The 15,735-nt window shown below is 71.7% G+C and carries 17 protein-coding genes; 4 read left to right on the top strand and 13 right to left on the bottom strand.

Annotated features, from left to right (window positions below; genetic code table 11):
* Positions 1–3 precede the first annotated feature (3 nt).
* The 4 genes from ACVW2K_RS10095 to ACVW2K_RS10080 form a co-directional block, all read right to left on the bottom strand.
* Entirely contained in the window at positions 4–912 is a 909-nt protein-coding gene (locus ACVW2K_RS10095) for a glycosyltransferase family 2 protein (RefSeq protein WP_457202409.1), read from the bottom strand.
* Positions 909–1,862: a glycosyltransferase family 2 protein gene (locus ACVW2K_RS10090; RefSeq protein ID WP_457202408.1), complete on the bottom strand. Its 954-nt coding sequence runs from the start codon at positions 1,860–1,862 to the stop codon at positions 909–911. The genes ACVW2K_RS10095 and ACVW2K_RS10090 overlap by 4 nt, the downstream gene beginning before the upstream one ends.
* Before the next feature lie 117 nt (positions 1,863–1,979).
* Positions 1,980–3,401: an LCP family protein gene (locus ACVW2K_RS10085; protein WP_457202407.1), complete on the bottom strand. Its 1,422-nt coding sequence runs from the start codon at positions 3,399–3,401 to the stop codon at positions 1,980–1,982.
* Positions 3,402–3,503: 102 nt separating this feature from the next.
* A complete protein-coding gene (locus tag ACVW2K_RS10080; RefSeq protein ID WP_028637199.1) occupies positions 3,504–4,025 on the bottom strand; it encodes an acyl-CoA thioesterase in 522 nt (173 codons plus the stop codon).
* Positions 4,026–4,048: 23 nt separating this feature from the next.
* Between ACVW2K_RS10080 and ACVW2K_RS10075 the strand changes: the two genes are divergently transcribed.
* Positions 4,049–5,287, top strand: coding sequence for an LCP family protein (locus ACVW2K_RS10075; protein ID WP_457202406.1), 1,239 nt, complete (start codon positions 4,049–4,051; stop codon positions 5,285–5,287).
* Positions 5,288–5,294: 7 nt separating this feature from the next.
* Positions 5,295–6,161: a crotonase/enoyl-CoA hydratase family protein gene (locus ACVW2K_RS10070; RefSeq protein ID WP_457202405.1), complete on the top strand. Its 867-nt coding sequence runs from the start codon at positions 5,295–5,297 to the stop codon at positions 6,159–6,161.
* On the opposite strand, the gene paaK is transcribed toward ACVW2K_RS10070, so the two are convergent.
* The 7 genes from paaK to ACVW2K_RS10035 all read right to left on the bottom strand — a co-directional run bounded on the left by paaK (position 6,155) and on the right by ACVW2K_RS10035 (position 11,935).
* Positions 6,155–7,417: a phenylacetate--CoA ligase PaaK gene (paaK, locus tag ACVW2K_RS10065; RefSeq protein WP_457202404.1), complete on the bottom strand. Its 1,263-nt coding sequence runs from the start codon at positions 7,415–7,417 to the stop codon at positions 6,155–6,157. The two genes, ACVW2K_RS10070 and paaK, sit on opposite strands and share 7 nt — an antisense overlap.
* Positions 7,414–7,842, bottom strand: coding sequence for a hydroxyphenylacetyl-CoA thioesterase PaaI (paaI, locus tag ACVW2K_RS10060; protein WP_457202403.1), 429 nt, complete (start codon positions 7,840–7,842; stop codon positions 7,414–7,416). Before paaI ends, paaK begins: the two co-directional genes overlap by 4 nt.
* The gene (locus ACVW2K_RS10055) at positions 7,839–8,603 is read right to left on the bottom strand and encodes a sigma-70 family RNA polymerase sigma factor (protein WP_457202402.1); all 765 of its coding nucleotides are present in this window, start codon (positions 8,601–8,603) and stop codon (positions 7,839–7,841) included. The genes paaI and ACVW2K_RS10055 overlap by 4 nt, the downstream gene beginning before the upstream one ends.
* A 63-nt stretch (positions 8,604–8,666) precedes the next feature.
* Positions 8,667–8,993, bottom strand: a complete 327-nt coding sequence (locus tag ACVW2K_RS10050) for a plasmid stabilization protein (protein ID WP_457202401.1) — start codon at positions 8,991–8,993, stop codon at positions 8,667–8,669.
* Positions 8,994–9,038: 45 nt separating this feature from the next.
* The gene (locus ACVW2K_RS10045) at positions 9,039–9,626 is read right to left on the bottom strand and encodes a dienelactone hydrolase family protein (protein WP_457202400.1); all 588 of its coding nucleotides are present in this window, start codon (positions 9,624–9,626) and stop codon (positions 9,039–9,041) included.
* Between the two features lie 185 nt (positions 9,627–9,811).
* The gene (locus ACVW2K_RS10040) at positions 9,812–10,984 is read right to left on the bottom strand and encodes an acyl-CoA dehydrogenase family protein (protein ID WP_457202399.1); all 1,173 of its coding nucleotides are present in this window, start codon (positions 10,982–10,984) and stop codon (positions 9,812–9,814) included.
* Positions 10,985–11,086: 102 nt separating this feature from the next.
* Positions 11,087–11,935 (bottom strand): DUF6801 domain-containing protein, encoded by an 849-nt coding sequence (locus tag ACVW2K_RS10035; RefSeq protein ID WP_457202398.1) that lies wholly within the window; start codon positions 11,933–11,935, stop codon positions 11,087–11,089.
* Between the two features lie 156 nt (positions 11,936–12,091).
* Between ACVW2K_RS10035 and ACVW2K_RS10030 the strand changes: the two genes are divergently transcribed.
* On the top strand, positions 12,092–12,502 hold the full coding sequence (locus ACVW2K_RS10030; RefSeq protein ID WP_028637209.1) for a CoA-binding protein: 411 nt from the start codon (positions 12,092–12,094) through the stop codon (positions 12,500–12,502).
* Positions 12,499–12,927, top strand: a complete 429-nt coding sequence (gene arfB / locus ACVW2K_RS10025) for an alternative ribosome rescue aminoacyl-tRNA hydrolase ArfB (protein ID WP_457202397.1) — start codon at positions 12,499–12,501, stop codon at positions 12,925–12,927. The genes ACVW2K_RS10030 and arfB overlap by 4 nt, the downstream gene beginning before the upstream one ends.
* Here arfB and ACVW2K_RS10020 read toward each other — a convergent pair.
* Together ACVW2K_RS10020 and metG are read right to left on the bottom strand one after the other, a co-directional pair.
* Positions 12,914–13,735 (bottom strand): class I SAM-dependent methyltransferase, encoded by an 822-nt coding sequence (locus ACVW2K_RS10020; protein WP_457202396.1) that lies wholly within the window; start codon positions 13,733–13,735, stop codon positions 12,914–12,916. The two genes, arfB and ACVW2K_RS10020, sit on opposite strands and share 14 nt — an antisense overlap.
* 172 nt (positions 13,736–13,907) lie before the next feature.
* Positions 13,908–15,695, bottom strand: coding sequence for a methionine--tRNA ligase (gene metG, locus ACVW2K_RS10015; protein WP_028637212.1), 1,788 nt, complete (start codon positions 15,693–15,695; stop codon positions 13,908–13,910).
* Positions 15,696–15,735: the final 40 nt, after the last annotated feature.

Genomic DNA, 15,735 nt, shown 5'->3' with positions numbered 1-15,735 from the left:
TGGTCAGTCTACGGATCGGGACGGCACGACCCGCATTCCCCGCGCGTCGCGCATGGCGCGGATCACATTGCGCGCCTCGGCCCGCCCGCCGCGCACCGGGCTGAGCGCGACGACCGCGGCGGTGATCAGCCAGGGCTTGGCCCGCACCAGCGCGTTCTCGCCGTACCGCAGGTGCACCGCGAACAGGTTGCGGTACATGAAGTACCCCTTCCAGCCGCTGAGGTCGTGCTGCTGGTCGAAGTCGAGCTGGCGGACCAGGACCGCGTCGCGGACCGCCCAGATCCGGTGGCCGGCGCGCCGGGCGCGGAGCGCGTAGTCGACGTCGTCGTAGAAGATGAAGAACGACGGGTCGGGCAGCCCGATCTCGTCGATGACCCGGCGCCGCACCATGAAGCCCTCGAACGCCACGTTGTGCACCTCGACCCGGTGCGGCATCAGGTGGCGGTGGGCGTACTCCGTCTCGACCATCGCGGTCTTCGGCCGGATCGCGAGCGGGTTCGCGAGGTCGAACCTGACCGCGGCCTTCTCGACCAGGGCTCCCGCGGTGTCCTCGCGGACCGCCATCAGGCAGGACTCGTCCTGGGCGAGCAGGACGCCCAGGCAGTCGGGCGCGGGGATGACGTCGTCGTCCATCAGCCAGATCCGGTCGAAGCCCTGCTCGTACGCCGCCGCCACCCCCCGGTGGAAGCCGCCAGCGCCGCCGAGGTTCGACTCCGGCCGGATCACCTGGAGGCCGGGGTTGGTCGCCGCCGAGAGCACGTGCGGCGTGTGGTCCGTACTGGCGTTGTCCACGACGAGCACGGCGTCGGGCAGCGGGTCGAGCGCGCCCAGGCCGGCGAGCATCGGGGCCAGCAGGTCGGCCCGGTTGTACGTGACGACCACGATCGCGACGGACTCGCGCGGCTCGCTCACAGGTATCTCCGGTGCCCGGTGAAGTCGCCGCGGAGAGCGGCCGTCATGGCGCGCAGGCTGAGCAGGATCCGGTGCGGGCTCGGCCGGGTGAAGGCGTAGAACCACACGGTCTTGCCGACGAAGGCCAGCGCGTACGGCCAGCCGCGGTACTCGCGCAGGTTGAGCAGGTTGTTGCGGGCCATGCAGTAGTGCTTGAGGTCGCTCGGGCTGTGGTTGTACGTCGTCCGCCCGAACATCATCGGCGTTCCCAGGCTGCCGACCGCCGGGTGCCGCACCTGCGCGCCGACCACGGTGGCGATCCGGGCGCCGGCCTTCTCGGCGCGCAGCCGGTACTCGTGGTCGTCGCCCCAGATGAAGTACTCGGACCGAGGCAGCCCGATCCGCTCGACGAGGGCACGGGTGACGAGCACGCCGTTGAACGGGATCACGATGCCGTCGATGCGGCCGTTCCGCGCGGCCGCCTCGACGTCGGCCAGTCGGTGCACCACCCGGGTGCCGCCCGGCAGCCGGATCGGGAACACCAGCCGGCCCGGCTCCGCCTCGTCGACGACCAACGGTCCCCAGAAGTCCAGGTCGGTCTCGCCGAGCAGGGTCTCGAGGCAGCCGGGGTCGGGCAGGCCGTCGTCGTCCATCAGCCAGACCAGGTCGGCGCCGCGCTCCACCGCCCACTCCAGGCCGTCGTGGAACCCCCGCGCACCCCCGCCGTTCTCGACCAGGGTGCGGCCGAGGACCGGCACCGTCGGGTGCTCGTCGCCGGGGTCGCGGTCGGCCAGCGTCGAGAGCCACTCCCCCGTGCCGTCGGTCGAGGCGTTGTCGACCACCAGGACCTCGGCCAGCCCACGTTCCCCCTCCAGCCGCTCGAGCAGCCGCTGCAGCAGGTCGAGCCGGTTGAACGTGACCACCACCGCCGCGATGCGGGGCTGCGCTGGCTGCGCGGGCTGCTCGGTCACGGCGACCACCCTAGGGGGCGGCCTGCGCGCGCTCGTCGGGGGCGAGCCGGCGGCGGGGCGTGGGTCACTGTGGTCACCCGCCGGCACCGACCGCCGGCCGCCGACCGGTCAGGGCCCTCAGCAGGCGGTGTCGAGGTCGTCGGCCTCGTTGGCGGCGTACCCGTCGCCGAGCGAGCCGATCGAGCCGCCGGTGACGGTGGCGTCCTTGTGCTGCTTCGACTTCGCCGGCGGCGGTGCGGTGCCCTCGGCCCTGTCGATCGCGCCGGCGACCTTGTGCCTGATCAGCTTGATGTCGGGGTCGGCCGTGTTGATCATCGGCGGCACGAGCGACAGCGTCGAGACCTGCTGGCCGCGTGCCTTCAGGGCGAGCTGGATGAACCGGTCGACCTCGCTGGCCGGGATGTTCGTGGAGATCATCGCGGAGCTGGCCTGCGCGATCGACTCGAAGTTGCGGACGGCGACCTGCGGGCTGATCTGCTGCAGCATCGCGTTCATCACGCACTTCTGGCGGGCCATCCGCGAGTAGTCGTCGGAGTCGTCGCGGGCGCGGGCGAACCAGAGCGTGTCGTGGCCGTCCAGCTTCCGGACCCCGGGCTGGATGTAGCCGGTCACGTCGTCGCCGAGGCCGCCGACCGGGATCGGCTGGCGCACGTTCAGGGTCACGCCGCCGACGGCGTCCACGAGGTCCTTGAAGCCCTCGAGGTTGACCATCGCCCAGTAGTTGATCTTCAGGCCGGTGATGCCCTCGATCGCCATGATCGTGGCGTCGACGCCCGGGTTGTCGGAGTGCGGGAACAGCTCGGTGTTGTCGCCGGCCCAGGTGCTCACGCCGTTGAGGTAGTCCGCGTCGAAGCCGTGCGGGAACTGCTGGTGCATCACCGAGCCCTTCGCGAACGGGAAGTTCTGCATGTTGCGGGGCAGCGAGATCAGCACCGTGCGGCCGGTGTCGGCGTCGATGCTGGCGACCGTCATCGAGTCGGGGCGCAGGCCCCAGCGGCCGGCGCCCGAGTCACCGCCGAGCAGCAGCACGTTGTAGCGGCCGTCGTGCGCACCGGTGACGGTGTCGCCGCCGAACATGGTGAGGATGAAGTCGCGCTGCACGCCGACCAGGTGGGCGCCGAAGAGCAGGGTGCCGGCGACGGTCAGGCACAGGACGCCGTTGACGCCCACCACCGCGCGGCGGTGCCCCATCGAGAGCTTGAGCGGCTGGCCGATCCGCCAGGCGTCGAAGAACAGCAGCGCCCAGCCGGTCGCGAGCGCCATCAGGACCAGGCGCAGCCAGAAGAGGAAGAACGGTGTGGAGGCGAACCAGAAGAACAGCTCGTGCCAGAGGACGCCGACCAGCAGGGTGCCGAGGAAGACCGCCCAGCCCGCCACCCAGATGTAGAGCGCGGTGAGGCCGACCCGGCGGTTGCCGGCGACGATCTGCGCCGAGCCCGGCAGGACGAGCGTCATCAGCATCAGGGCCATGGCCCTGCGGAAGCGCACCCGAGCGGCACGGTCGAGCGCGGAGGACCCGGGGGAAGAGACGGGTGGCATCGAGATGCCTCTCTGCGACAGGTGGAGCGGGGAAGTGGTGGTGCTGACCGCCAGTATCACCAGTCACACCCGTCACACGCGGTCGCGACGCGCCGGGACGCCTCAGTCGGTACGACGGCCCGAGTCGATCTCGACCTTCCGCGCCAGCCGGTGCGCGCGACGGATCTCGGCCTCGCGGAGGCGGCGCGCCTCGTCGGGCGTCTCGGGGACGACGCCGGGGACCGGGCGCGGCCGGCCGGCCCCGTCGACGGCGACGAACACGAAGTAGGCCGACGCCACGTGCAGCGAGGTGGTCGACGGGTCGTTCCAGGGCTGTGCCTCGACGCGCACCCCGATCTCCATCGAGGACCTCCCCGCCCAGTTCACCTGGGAGAACGTCCGGACGATGTCACCGACGTGCACCGGCTGCAGGAACGCCACCTCGTCGACGGCGGCGGTGACGGCCGGGCCGCCGCTGTGCCGGGCCGCGACGGCCCCCGCGGTGGAGTCGGCGAGCTTCATGATCTCGCCACCGTGGATGTTGCCGAGGAGGTTCGCCTCCCGCCCGGAGGTGACCACCGCCAGCGAGACCCGGGCGTACGACGGAGCGAGCCCGTGCCGCTCCCCATCCCCTGGGGCAGTCATGCCTGCACGGTAGCGTCAGCGACATGAACGACCGTCCTCGGCAGGATGGTGCACCCGAGGACGGGGCTCCTGACTTCCACTGGCTGTACGGCGAGAACGCCCACCCGGGCGAGGAGGCACGCCCCGACGAGACCCGGGTGATGCCCACGATGTCGCGCCCCTCCGACGCGCCGCCGCCGTCTCCCCCGCTCCCGCCCTCGACCGCTCCGGGCAACCGCTCCACGCCGCCCTCGCCGCCCCCGGTCGCGCCCGCACCCCGCACGCAGCGCGGCGGCCGCCGTCGCGGACCGAAGTTCTGGATCGGCATCGTCCTGGTCCTGCTGCTGCTCTGGGTCGTCTACCTCGTGGCGGTCCCGTTCTACTCGTGGACGAAGGTCGACAAGGTCGCCTTCGAGCCGAGCGGCAAGCGTCCCGGCGACCAGTCCGGGACGACGTACCTGATGGTCGGCAGCGACTCCCGCGGCGACCTCACGAAGGATCAGCGGAAGCAGTTCCACACCGGCGACGCCTCGGGCCAGCGCACGGACACGATCATGCTGCTGCACACCGGCAGCGGACCGAACCTGCTGATGTCGATCCCGCGCGACTCGCTGGTCGACATCCCGGGCCACGGCACCAGCAAGATCAACGCCGCCTACGCGTACGGCTACGCGAACGGCGGTGGCGCCGACGGCGGCGCGCAGCTGCTGGTCAAGACGATCGAGCAGAACACCGGGATCCGCGTCGACGACTACGTCGAGATCGGTCTCGGCGGGCTGGCCGGTGTCGTCGACGCGGTCGGCGGGATCCAGATCTGCCCGACGTTCGACATGAAGGACAAGCTGGCGGGGCTGGACATCAAGAAGGGCTGCCAGCAGGCGGACGGCACCACCGCGCTCGGCTACGCGCGCTCCCGTCACACCGACCCGCGGTACGGCGACATCACGCGTGTGAAGCACCAGCGCGAGGTCGTCGCCGCCGTCGGTGACAAGGTGATGTCGCCCTGGACGTTCATCAACCCGTTCCGCTACTGGAACCTCAACATGGCGATCCCCGACTTCTTCGCCTTCGGCGAGGGTGCGAGCCCGATCACGGCCGCCAAGTGGGCGACGGCGATGACGAACGTCGACCTGAGCTGCGTCGTGCCGATCTCAGACCTCGCGGTCCACTGGGACCCGGACCGGTCCCGGCAGATGTTCGACTACATCAAGCAGGACAAGACCGACGACATCCCGAAGGGCCTCTGCACCGCGACGGGCCTGCCGAAGAGCGTCACCGGATGATCGACCGATGAGCTTCGAGACCCTCGGCTGGGAGGTCGACGGGGACGGCATCGCGACCGTCACCCTCGACCGACCCGACCAGCTCAACGCCTTCGACCTGACGATGGCGCGCGAGCTCGAGCAGGTCTTCCGGGAGGACGCCTGGAACGACGAGGTCCGCGCGGTGGTGGTGACCGGAGCGGGGCGGGCGTTCTGCGCCGGCATGGACCTCTCCGCCGAGGGCAACGTCTTCGGCCTGGACGAGTCGCTGCGCCCGAGCGTGGCGGAGTTCCGGGCCCGGTACGCCGAGGCGCCGTACGACGACGGCGTCCGCGACACCGGCGGCAAGGTGACCCTCGCGATCCACGCGCTGCCGAAGCCGGTGATCGCCGCGATCAACGGCCCCGCCGTCGGCATCGGCGCCACGATGACCCTGGCGATGGACCTGCGGCTGGCCTCGACGAGGGCGCGGATCGGGTTCGTGTTCGGCCGGCTCGGGATCGTGCCGGAGGCGGCATCGACCTGGTTCCTGCCGCGCATCGTCGGCATCCAGCAGGCGCTCGAGTGGGTCTACTCCGCCGACATCCTGAGCGCGGACGCGGCGCTCACCGGACGGCTGGTCCGCAGCGTGCACGATCCCGACGACCTGCTGCCGGCGGCGTACGACCTGGCCCGCTCGTTCGTGGTGGGCCGCTCGCCCGCCGCCCTGGGCCTCGCGAAGCGGCTGCTCTACCGCAACAGCGCCGCCGCGGAGCCGCTCGAGGCGCACCTGTCGGACTCGCTGGCGATGTACTGGCAGTCGATCGGCGACGGCAAGGAGGGCGTCGCGGCGTTCCTGGAGAAGCGCGCGCCGGAGTTCGCCGGCCGGGCCTCCGACCTGCCCGAGGTCTACTGACGCCGATCGCTGATCCGCTTGGCCTTGCCGAGCGAGCGCTCCAGGGCGTAGGGCGCCAGCACCTCGACCCGCGCGGTCACGCCGATCCGCTGCTTGATCCGCTCGGCGAGGACGCCACCGAGGCCCGGGTCGGGAGGGCCGGCGGCCTCGACCTGCACGGTCAGCTCGTCGAGCGTCCCGGGCCGGGTGAGCACGCAGAGGTAGTGCGGGGTGAGTCCCTCCACGCCGAGGATCTGCTCCTCGACCTGGCTCGGGAAGACGTTCACCCCACGCACGATCATCATGTCGTCGGTCCGGCCCGTGACCTTCTCCATCCGCCGGAACGCCGGGTACGCCGTCCCCGGCAGCAGTCGGCTGAGGTCTCGGGTGCGGTAGCGGATGACCGGCATCGCCTGCTTGGTGAGCGAGGTGAACACCAGCTCCCCCGGCTCACCGTCGGGCACCGGCTGCAGCGTCACCGGGTCCACGATCTCGGGCAGGAAGTGGTCCTCCCACACGTGCAGCCCGTCCTGGGTCTCGCCGGACTCCTGCGAGACGCCCGGCCCCATCACCTCCGACAGCCCGTAGATGTCGACGGCGCGGACGCCGGAGCGCTCCTGCACGGCTCGGCGCATCTGGTCGGTCCAGGGCTCCGCGCCGAAGATGCCGACCTCGAGGGCGGTGCTCCGCGGGTCCACGCCCTGGCGGTCCATCTCGTCCAGGATCGCGAGGAAGTACGACGGGGTCACCATGATCACCCGTGGCGCGAAGTCCACGATGAGCTGCACCTGCCGCTCGGTCATGCCGCCGCTGACCGGCACCACCGTGCAGCCGAGCCGCTCGGCGCCGTAGTGGGCACCGAGACCGCCGGTGAACAGGCCGTAGCCGTACGCCACGTGCACGACGTCCCCCGGCCGGCCGCCGGCCGCGCGGATCGAGCGCGCCATCAGGTCCGCCCAGGTGTCGACGTCTGTCTGGGTGTAGCCGACCACGGTGGGCTTGCCGGTCGTGCCGCTGCTCGCGTGGACGCGGACGACCTGCTCGCGGGGTACAGCGAACATGCCGAACGGGTAGTTCGCGCGGAGGTCGGCCTTGGTCGTGAACGGGAACCGCGCCAGGTCCGCCAGCGAGCCGAGGTCGTCCGGTCGGACGCCGGCCTCGTCGAACGCCCTGCGGTAGTGGGGCACGTGCTCATACGCCGCGCGCAGCGTGGCGCGCAGCCGCTCCAGCTGGAGCGCCTCCAGCTCGGGGCGACCGAGGTCCGGCGGGACGGTCACCAGAGCTGCCCGCCGATCTCGCGGGACCGGCCGACGAAGGTGGCGACCACCTCGTCGCCGACGGTCACCGTGACGTCGTACGTGCCGTCGCGGCCGGCGCGCTCGCGCTCGACCGCCGTCGCGACCAGCACGTCCCCGGCGTGCGTCGGCCGGCGGAACCGGATCTCGGCCCCGGCGGCGACCGTGCGCCTGTTGTAGGAGTTGCAGGCGAAGGCGAAGGCCGAGTCGGCGACCGTGAACGTCAGCCCGCCGTGGCCGAGGTCGTGGCCGTTGACCATGTCGTCGCGGACCGTCATCCGCAGCGTGGCCGTGCCCGGGCCGACCGCCTCGAGCGACATGCCGAGGGCCTGGCTGGCGTGGTCGTCGGCCCACATGGCCGCGGCGCTGCGCTCGGCGACGTCGCGGGCGGCCTCCTCCGGTGTCACGCCGACAGGCTAGGACCTGTCTCGACGAGCCGCTCGCGGAGGCGGGTCAGGATCCGGTTCAGCAGCCGCGAGACCTGCATCTGGGTGACCCCGATGTCCGCGCCGATCTCCGCCTGGGTGTAGCCGCCGAAGAACCGGAGCTCCAGGATCCGGCGCTCGCGCGGAGTCAGGCCCCTGAGCACGGCGTGCAGCGTGACCCGCGCCTCGGCCTCGGCGAAGTCCGGGTCGAGCGAGCCCAGGCGGGCACCGAGCGCGTCCTCGCCCTCGGGCACGGGTGCGTCAAGGGACGCGGGGCTGAAGCACCCGGTCGCGCCGAGCGCGTCGAGCACCCGCTCCAGGTCGACGTCGAGGTGCCGCGCCAGGTCCGAGGGCCGCGGGGACCGGCCGAGCTCCTGGGTCAGCTCGCCCTCGGCGGCCAGGATCCGGGTCTGCATCTCCTGGATCGAGCGCGGCGGGCGCAGCGCCCAGCCGTGGTCGCGGAAGTGGCGGCGCAGCTCGCCGCGGATGGTCGGCACCGCGAACGAGAGGAAGTCGCTGCCGCGATCGGCGTCGAAGCCCTGAACGGCCTTCACCAGGCCGAGGTAGGCGACCTGCTCGAGGTCCTCGGTGGCGACGCCCCGGCCGTGGTACCGGCGGGCGCAGTCGCTCGCGACGACCATGTTGAGCCGGATGACCTCGTCCTGGATGGCCCGGCGGTCGCCGGGAGGCGCGTCCCGCGCCTCGGCCAGGAGGCGCGCGGTTGCCGCTCGCCGGTCTTCCATTCCTCGACGATGGCAGCCTGGTCTAGACCGCACACCACCCTTTCGGGCGGCAGTGCCGAGGGTTCAACGACCGACGGCCTTCTCGAGCTCGGCCTTGGTCATCGAGGAGCGGCCCTTGATGTTCTTCCGCTTCGCCTCGGCGTAGAGCTGGTCCCGGGTGCGACCGCCGGCCCCGGCGTGCGAGCGCAGCCCGCCGCGCCGGGACGAGGAGATGTCCTCGGTCGACGTCCGGCTCGCCTGTTTCGCCTCGCCGTGCCGGGCCCGCTCCTTGTTGACCGTCCGGGCGGCGATCTCCTCCGCCTTGGCCTCGCCGCGACCCCGATCCTCGAGGCCCTCCTTGATGTGCTCGTACTGCCGCTCGCGCTTCTTGCTCCATTGCTCCTGAGGCATGTCCCGGAGTACCCCCGCCGTACCGGCGGCATGTACGCCGCCGGGTCACAGGGTGCGGGCGAACAGCCCCTGCAGCACGCGGTAGTGGCGCTCGGCCGCGGCCTCGTCGTACACCGACGTGTCGGCCATCGTGTAGCCGTGGGCGGCGCCTGTGTAGACCTCGTTGAGGTGCGGCCGGCCCGCCTCCTGGAGCACCTGCTCGAGCGCCTCGACCTGCTCGAGCGGCATCGAGGCGTCCTGGTCGGCATGGCCGAAGACGTAATCCGCGGTCGAGGCCGCGATCGCGTGGTGCGGGCTGTCGTCGGCGTCGGTCACCAGGCGGCCGCCGTGGAAGCCGCCGACCGCCGCCACGGTGCCCGGGAACTGGCCGGCGGTGCGGACGGCGAGCCGCGCGCCCATGCAGTAGCCGGTGACGCCGATCGGCCCGTCGCCCGCGTGCTGCTCCAGGGCGCGCACCCATGCCTCGGCGTCCGGTCCCGAACGGTCGGGGGTCAGCGCGGCAACCCGGTCACCGACCCCCGAGGCGAAGAACTCCTCGCGGGCACCCGGGTCGCGCAGGTCGGCCGTCGGGGCGAGGTCGGCGGCTCGGCCGTCGCGGTAGAACACGTGCGGGACGAGCACGACGTACCCCACGACGCGATCCGGTCCGCCATCTCCTCCACCTGCGGCCGGAGCCCGATCGCGTCGACGTAGAACAGCACGCCGGGCCTGCCGGCCTCGCCCGTCAGATACGCCTCCGCGGTCCCGTCGGCTGCCTGGACCTCGATCGTGGTTCCCATGCCCGCGACCGTAGTTGCCCTGCACAACCGGCGCGGTCCTCAGAGCTGCGACTGCACCCCGGCGAGGAGCTGGCGCGCCATCACGATGCGCTGCACCTGGTTGGTGCCCTCGTAGATCTGGGTGATCTTGGCGTCGCGCATCATCCGCTCGACGGGGTAGTCGCGGGTGTAGCCGTAGCCGCCGAGCACCTGCACGGCGTTCGTGGTGACCTCCATGGCGACATCGCTGGCGAAGCACTTCGCGGCGGCGCCGAAGAACGCGAGGTCGGCGTCACCCCGCTCGGACTTCCCGGCCGCGGCGTAGGTCATCTGCCGGGCCGCCTCGACCTTCATGCCCATGTCGGCCAACAGGAACTGCATCCCCTGGAAGTCGCTGATCGACCTGCCGAACTGCTTGCGCTCCTGGGCGTAGCCGAGCGCGTAGTCCAGAGCGCCCTGCGCGATGCCCACCGCCTGCGCGGCGATCGTGACCCGGGTGTGGTCCAGGGTCTTCATCGCGGTCTCGAAGCCGGTGCCCTCGGCGCCGATCATCCGGTCCGCCGGGATCCGCACGTTGTCCAGGTAGACCTCGCGGGTCGGCGAGCCCTTGATGCCCAGCTTCTTCTCCGGGGCACCGAAGGAGACACCCGGGTCGGACTTCTCCACCACGAACGCCGAGATGCCCCGGCCGCGCTTCTCGGGGTCGGTGACGGCCATGACCGTGTAGTACTCACTGACCCCGGCGTTGGTGATCCAGCGCTTCACGCCGTTGAGCACCCAGAAGTCACCGTCGCGGACCGCGCGGGCCTTCATGCCCACCGCGTCCGAGCCGGCGTCCGGCTCGGAGAGGCAGTAGGAGAAGCCGCCCTCCCCCGCCGCCAGCTTCCCGAGGTAGTGCTTCTTGAGCTCCTCGGACCCGGCGATCTGCACCGGCAGCGAGCCGAGCTTGTTGACCGCCGGGATCAGGCTGCTGGACGCGCAGGCCCGGGCGACCTCCTCGATCACGATCACGGTCGCGAGGGCGTCCGCCCCGGCGCCGCCGTACTCCTCCGGGACGTGCGGTGCGTGGAAGTCCGCCGCCAGCAGCGCTGCCGCCGCCTCGTCGGGGTAGCGCGCGTGCTCGTCGACGTCGGCGGCGAACGGCGCGACCTTCGCATCACAGACCGCGCGGACGGCCTCGCGGATCGCCTGGTGCTCCTCGGAGAGGGCGAAGAGGGGGAACTCGGAGCTCATGCCATGAATTCTACTTGCGGGTAACCCGGCGCCGGCGCCGGGCATGCGAACGCCCGGCCGGGGCAGAACCCGGCCGGGCGTCAGCGATGAAGCGGTCTCAGATCACTTGGGGACGGTCACGGACGCCTTCGCCGGCGCGCTGTAGGCGTCACCCTTGTACTTCAGGGTCAGCTTCTTGCCCTTGGCGGTCTTCGGAAGGGCGATGATCGCCTTGCCGTTCTTGATCGGAGCGGAGAACGACTTGGTCCCGAGCTTCGTGGTGACCTTGCCGGTCGGCGTGCCGTACTCGTTCTTGACGATCGCGATGACCTTGTAGCCCTTGCCGGCCTTCGCCGCCTTGCCGGTCATGGTGCTGACCTGCTTGGTCAGCGTGACGCTGCCGAGCGTGCCCGGGGCGGCGCTGGTGCAGGCCACGTTGACCGGCTGGCCACCGATCATGAGCGGATCGCCGCCCTCGGTGGTGGGTGAGAAGGTGAACGCCGAGGGCAGCGTCACCGCGTAGGTGCCGGCACCCGGGAGGCTGAAGGCGTCGTTGGCGCCGGTGCCCTGCATCGTGACCGAGCCGTCCGCGGCCGGCGCGTCGCCGACGTAGGTGCCCGGGGCGTGGACTGCCTTGGAGCCGACGTTCATCGTGTAGTCGTCGATGGTGCCGCCGGTGACGCCGAAGCTCGCGAGCGGGCCGGCCGCCGAGGCGGGGATCGTCACGGTCGAGGTGTAGCTGAGCAGACCCTGGTCCACCGGGAAGCCGGCGGGAGCGGTCGGCGGCAGCAGCGGGACGCTGACCGTCATCGGGAACGTCGTGGGCCCGAGGATCGGAACCGCGCAGGTGTAGTCGCCGGACGCGTCGGCGGCCTGGGCGGAGGAGTTGGTGGCGGCGACGAGGCCACCGGCGATCAGGGCAGTGGTGGCGCCGGCAACCGCGGCACGCGCGGTGATGCTGCGAAACTTCATGGAAGTGCTCCCTCCCGAGCAACTGGATGTGCTACCAGGAGGTAGCAAGACGGACGCACGCTATCCCGACAGGCCGAGCACCGTGGGCGGAACCCCCGAAGTCGTCGAATTCCTGAGGCGAGGGCTCCGGTTCCCGCGACGGCCTAGGCTCGTGACATGGCGGACTGGCAGGACCCGGAGTGGGTCCGGATGATGCTGGATGACTGCGAGACCTGGGCCGTGGTCGGGCTCTCGGGTGACCCGACCCGGACGGCGTACGAGATCGCCGCGCTCCTGCAGCGCCGGGGCAAGCGGATCGTCCCGATCCATCCGTCGGCGCCGGTGGTGCTCGGCGAGCAGGGCTACGCCACGCTGGCCGACGTGCCGTTCCCGGTCGACGTCGTCGACGTGTTCCGGCGGTCGGAGTCGGCAGGCGAGTTCGCCGACCAGGCGGTCGCGGTCGGGGCGCGGGGCGTCTGGTTCCAGCTCGGGGTGGTCGACCAGGACGCCTTCGAGCGCACCGTGGCAGCAGGCGTGCCGATGGTCATGGACACCTGCCCGGCGATCGAGTGGCGCCGGCGGCGGTGAGGGACCTCGTCGTCCCGGCCGGCCCGGGCGTTCCGGACGGCCTGACGATCCCCGCAGCCGAGCTGGTCGAGCGGTTCTCGCGGTCCCCCGGGCCGGGCGGGCAGTCGGTGAACACCGCCGACAGCCGGGTCGAGCTGGAGTACGACGTCGCGGCGTCGCCCGTCCTCGACGACGCCCAGCGGGCCAGGCTCGTCGGCCGGCTGGGTTCGCCGGTGCGGGTGGTGGCCTCCGAGCACCGCTCGCAGCACCGCAACCGGGTCGCCGCCCGCGAGCGGCTGGCCGAGCGGCTCCGCGCCGCGCTCGCTCCCCCGCCCCCCGCCCGGCGGCCGACGAAGCCGACCCGTGGCTCGCAGCGCCGGCGGCTCGACGAGAAGAAGGCGCGCGGCGAGACGAAGGCGCTGCGCGGGAGGGTCAGGGACGAGTGACCCGGGCGCGCACCACGTGCGCGTCGCCGTCGGCGTCACCCGGCGACAGGCCCAGGTAGCGCGAGCGGATCTCGCGGCGACCGATGTCCTCGATCTCGTCGAAGCCGGCCTCGCGCAGCATCGCGTGCACGGTCGCCGTGTCGCGGCCGGGCTTGAGCGGCTCGCCGACCTCGGCGACGTGCGCCTCGAGCGTCGCCCGGTCGGAGCGCGCGAGCGTCGGCGCGGCCGCGACGGACCTGAGGTAGTCGAGCACGACCTCCCCGTCGGGGACCGCCGCGACCACGGACAGCGTGGCGCGGACGGCGTCGTCGGAGAGGTAGGGCACGACACCGAGCCAGAGGAAGAACGCCGGCTGCCCCGCGTCGAAGCCCGCGTCGGCCAGCCGCTCGGCGAGCGAGTCGTGCTCGAAGTCGACGCCGACGTACGTGACGTTGTCGGGCACTGCGATCCCGGCGGCGGCGAGCCGCTCGCGCTTCCACGCCCCGGTGGCCGGGAAGTCGACCTCGAAGACCCGGGTGCCGGGGAACGGGTTGCGGTAGGGGAACGTGTCGAGCCCGGCGCCGAGCACGACCAGCTGGCGGGTGCCGCGGGCGACCGCAGCGGCGAGCGAGTCCTCCGCGAAGCGGTGCCGCACCGCGATGAACAGCCGGAGCCGCGGCTGTGACCAGGCGCGGTCCGGCAGCTCGTGCTCGCCCAGGATCCGCAGCGCGAGAGGGTCGGTGAAGACCCGAGGCTCCTCGGCCTCCTGGTGCGCGGCACGCAGCGCCGCGGCCCCGAACGCGGTCCGGCTGGGCTCCCCGTCACGCACGGACCCAGCCTGCCGCATCCGCGGGGTCGGCGATACGGGGCGAGTCGTTCCCGCCGAACGAAGCGCCCGCGGGTGCGAACTTGTCCGGCAGAACCCGACCGACACGCCGACCCGGTCCGGCGTGTCGGTCGGGTTTCACCGGCTGACCGGAGAAACCCGCCGGCGTGTCGCGTCAGCCCTCGAGGCGGGCGAGCTCCTCGTCCACGATCGCCGGATCCAGCTTGGTGAAGATCGGGGTCGGCTTCGCGACCGGGGTGCCGGGCACGATCGGCCGGCGCTCCCAGGCCGGGAACCCGGAGTACTCCCCCGTGATGATCGGGTACGGCGCGCCGCCGTCGAGGTCGTCGACCTCCTCGATCCTGGGCATCGGCGCGACGTCGCCCGCACCGCCGAGCGCCCGGTCGACCTCGTTGGCGGAGAACGGCAGGAACGGCGACAGGATCAGGTTGAGGTCCGCGACGCACTGGGCGACCACGTGGAGGATGGTGCCGAGCCGCTCCGGGTCGTCCTTGATCTTCCAGGGCTCGGTGTCGGAGACGTACTTGTTGACCTCGGCGACCGCGCGCATCGCCTCGCCGATCGCCTGCTTCTGCCGGTGCCGGCCGATCAGGTCGCCGACCGTGCCGAACGCCGTCTCGACGCCGGCGAGCAGCGCCTCGTCCTCCGCGGTCAGCTCGCCGGCCTTCGGGAGCTCGGCGAAGTTCTTCGCGATCAGGTTGGCCGTGCGGTTGACGAGGTTCCCCCACCCGGCGACCAGCTCGTCGTTGGTGCGGCGCACGAACTCCGCCCAGGTGAAGTCGGAGTCCTGGCTCTCCGGGCCGGCCGCGGCCACGAAGTACCGGAACGCGTCGGGCTGGTAGCGGCTGAGCAGGTCGCGGACGTAGATCACCACCCGCTTGGAGGAGGAGAACTTCCGCCCCTCCATGGTCAGGAACTCCGAGCTGACGACCTCGGTGGGCAGGTTGAGCTCGCCGAGCTCGCGCGGCGTACCGCCCTTGCTGCCCTTGCCGGAGTAGGCCAGCAGCTCGGCCGGCCAGATCTGGCTGTGGAAGGTGATGTTGTCCTTGCCCATGAAGTAGTACGACAGCGCCTCGGGGTCGTTCCACCAGTCGCGCCAGCGGTCCGGCTCCCCCAGGCGGCGTGCCCACTCGACCGACGCCGACAGGTAGCCGATGACCGCGTCGAACCAGACGTAGAACCTCTTCGTCGGGTTCTCCCGCCAGCCCTCGAGGGGTACGGCGATGCCCCAGTCGATGTCGCGGGTCATCGAGCGCGGCCGGATCTCCTTCAAGATGTTCTGGCTGAACCGGATCACGTTCGGGCGCCAGAGTCCGGTCGCCTCGCGGCCGTCCAGCCACTCCGCGAGCGCGTCGGCCAGCGCCGGCAGGTCGAGGAAGAAGTGCTGGGTCTCGATGAACTCCGGCGTCTCGCCGTTGATCTTCGAGCGTGGGTCGATCAGGTCGTGCGGGTCGAGCTGGTTGCCACAGTTGTCGCACTGGTCGCCGCGGGCGCCGTCGTACCCGCAGATCGGGCAGGTGCCCTCGATGTAGCGGTCGGGCAGCGTGCGGCCGGTGGACGGCGAGATCGCGCCGTACGTCGTCTCCTCGACGAAGTAGCCGTTCTCGTACACGCCGAGGAACAGCTCCTGCACCACGGCGTGGTGGTTGCGGGTGGTGGTGCGCGTGTAGAGGTCGTAGGTGAGGCCCAGGCTGGTGAGGTCCTCGGCGATGATCCGGTGGTTCTGGTCGGCGAGCTCCTGCGGTGTCATCCCGGCCTCGTCCGCGGCGATCAGGATCGGCGTGCCGTGCTCGTCGGAGCCGGAGACCATGAGCACGTCGTGGCCCGCCATCCGCATGTACCGACTGAAGACGTCGGAGGGCACGCCGAAACCGGCGACGTGGCCGATGTGGCGCGGGCCGTTGGCGTACGGCCAGGCGACTGCGGACAGGACTCTGCTCATGGGGCAATCCTAGGGATCGGCCGCCACCCGGTTTCGGCTG

The sequence above is a fragment of the Nocardioides sp. HB32 genome (genome assembly GCF_054058995.1).
This window is presented reverse-complemented; position numbering and strand designations above follow the sequence as displayed.

What these genes read in the sequence shown, in the direction of transcription:
- ACVW2K_RS10080 (WP_028637199.1), bottom strand. Translation starts at nt 4,025, where the DNA reads ATGACTGCCCCAGGGGATGGGGAGCGGCACGGGCTCGCTCCGTCGTAC.
- ACVW2K_RS10030 (WP_028637209.1), top strand. Translation starts at nt 12,092, where the DNA reads ATGGCGGACTGGCAGGACCCGGAGTGGGTCCGGATGATGCTGGATGAC.
- ACVW2K_RS10085 (WP_457202407.1), bottom strand. Translation starts at nt 3,401, where the DNA reads ATGCCACCCGTCTCTTCCCCCGGGTCCTCCGCGCTCGACCGTGCCGCT.
- ACVW2K_RS10070 (WP_457202405.1), top strand. Translation starts at nt 5,295, where the DNA reads ATGAGCTTCGAGACCCTCGGCTGGGAGGTCGACGGGGACGGCATCGCG.
- ACVW2K_RS10075 (WP_457202406.1), top strand. Translation starts at nt 4,049, where the DNA reads ATGAACGACCGTCCTCGGCAGGATGGTGCACCCGAGGACGGGGCTCCT.
- ACVW2K_RS10050 (WP_457202401.1), bottom strand. Translation starts at nt 8,993, where the DNA reads ATGCCTCAGGAGCAATGGAGCAAGAAGCGCGAGCGGCAGTACGAGCAC.
- ACVW2K_RS10040 (WP_457202399.1), bottom strand. Translation starts at nt 10,984, where the DNA reads ATGAGCTCCGAGTTCCCCCTCTTCGCCCTCTCCGAGGAGCACCAGGCG.
- ACVW2K_RS10035 (WP_457202398.1), bottom strand. Translation starts at nt 11,935, where the DNA reads ATGAAGTTTCGCAGCATCACCGCGCGTGCCGCGGTTGCCGGCGCCACC.
- metG (WP_028637212.1), bottom strand. Translation starts at nt 15,695, where the DNA reads ATGAGCAGAGTCCTGTCCGCAGTCGCCTGGCCGTACGCCAACGGCCCG.
- ACVW2K_RS10055 (WP_457202402.1), bottom strand. Translation starts at nt 8,603, where the DNA reads ATGGAAGACCGGCGAGCGGCAACCGCGCGCCTCCTGGCCGAGGCGCGG.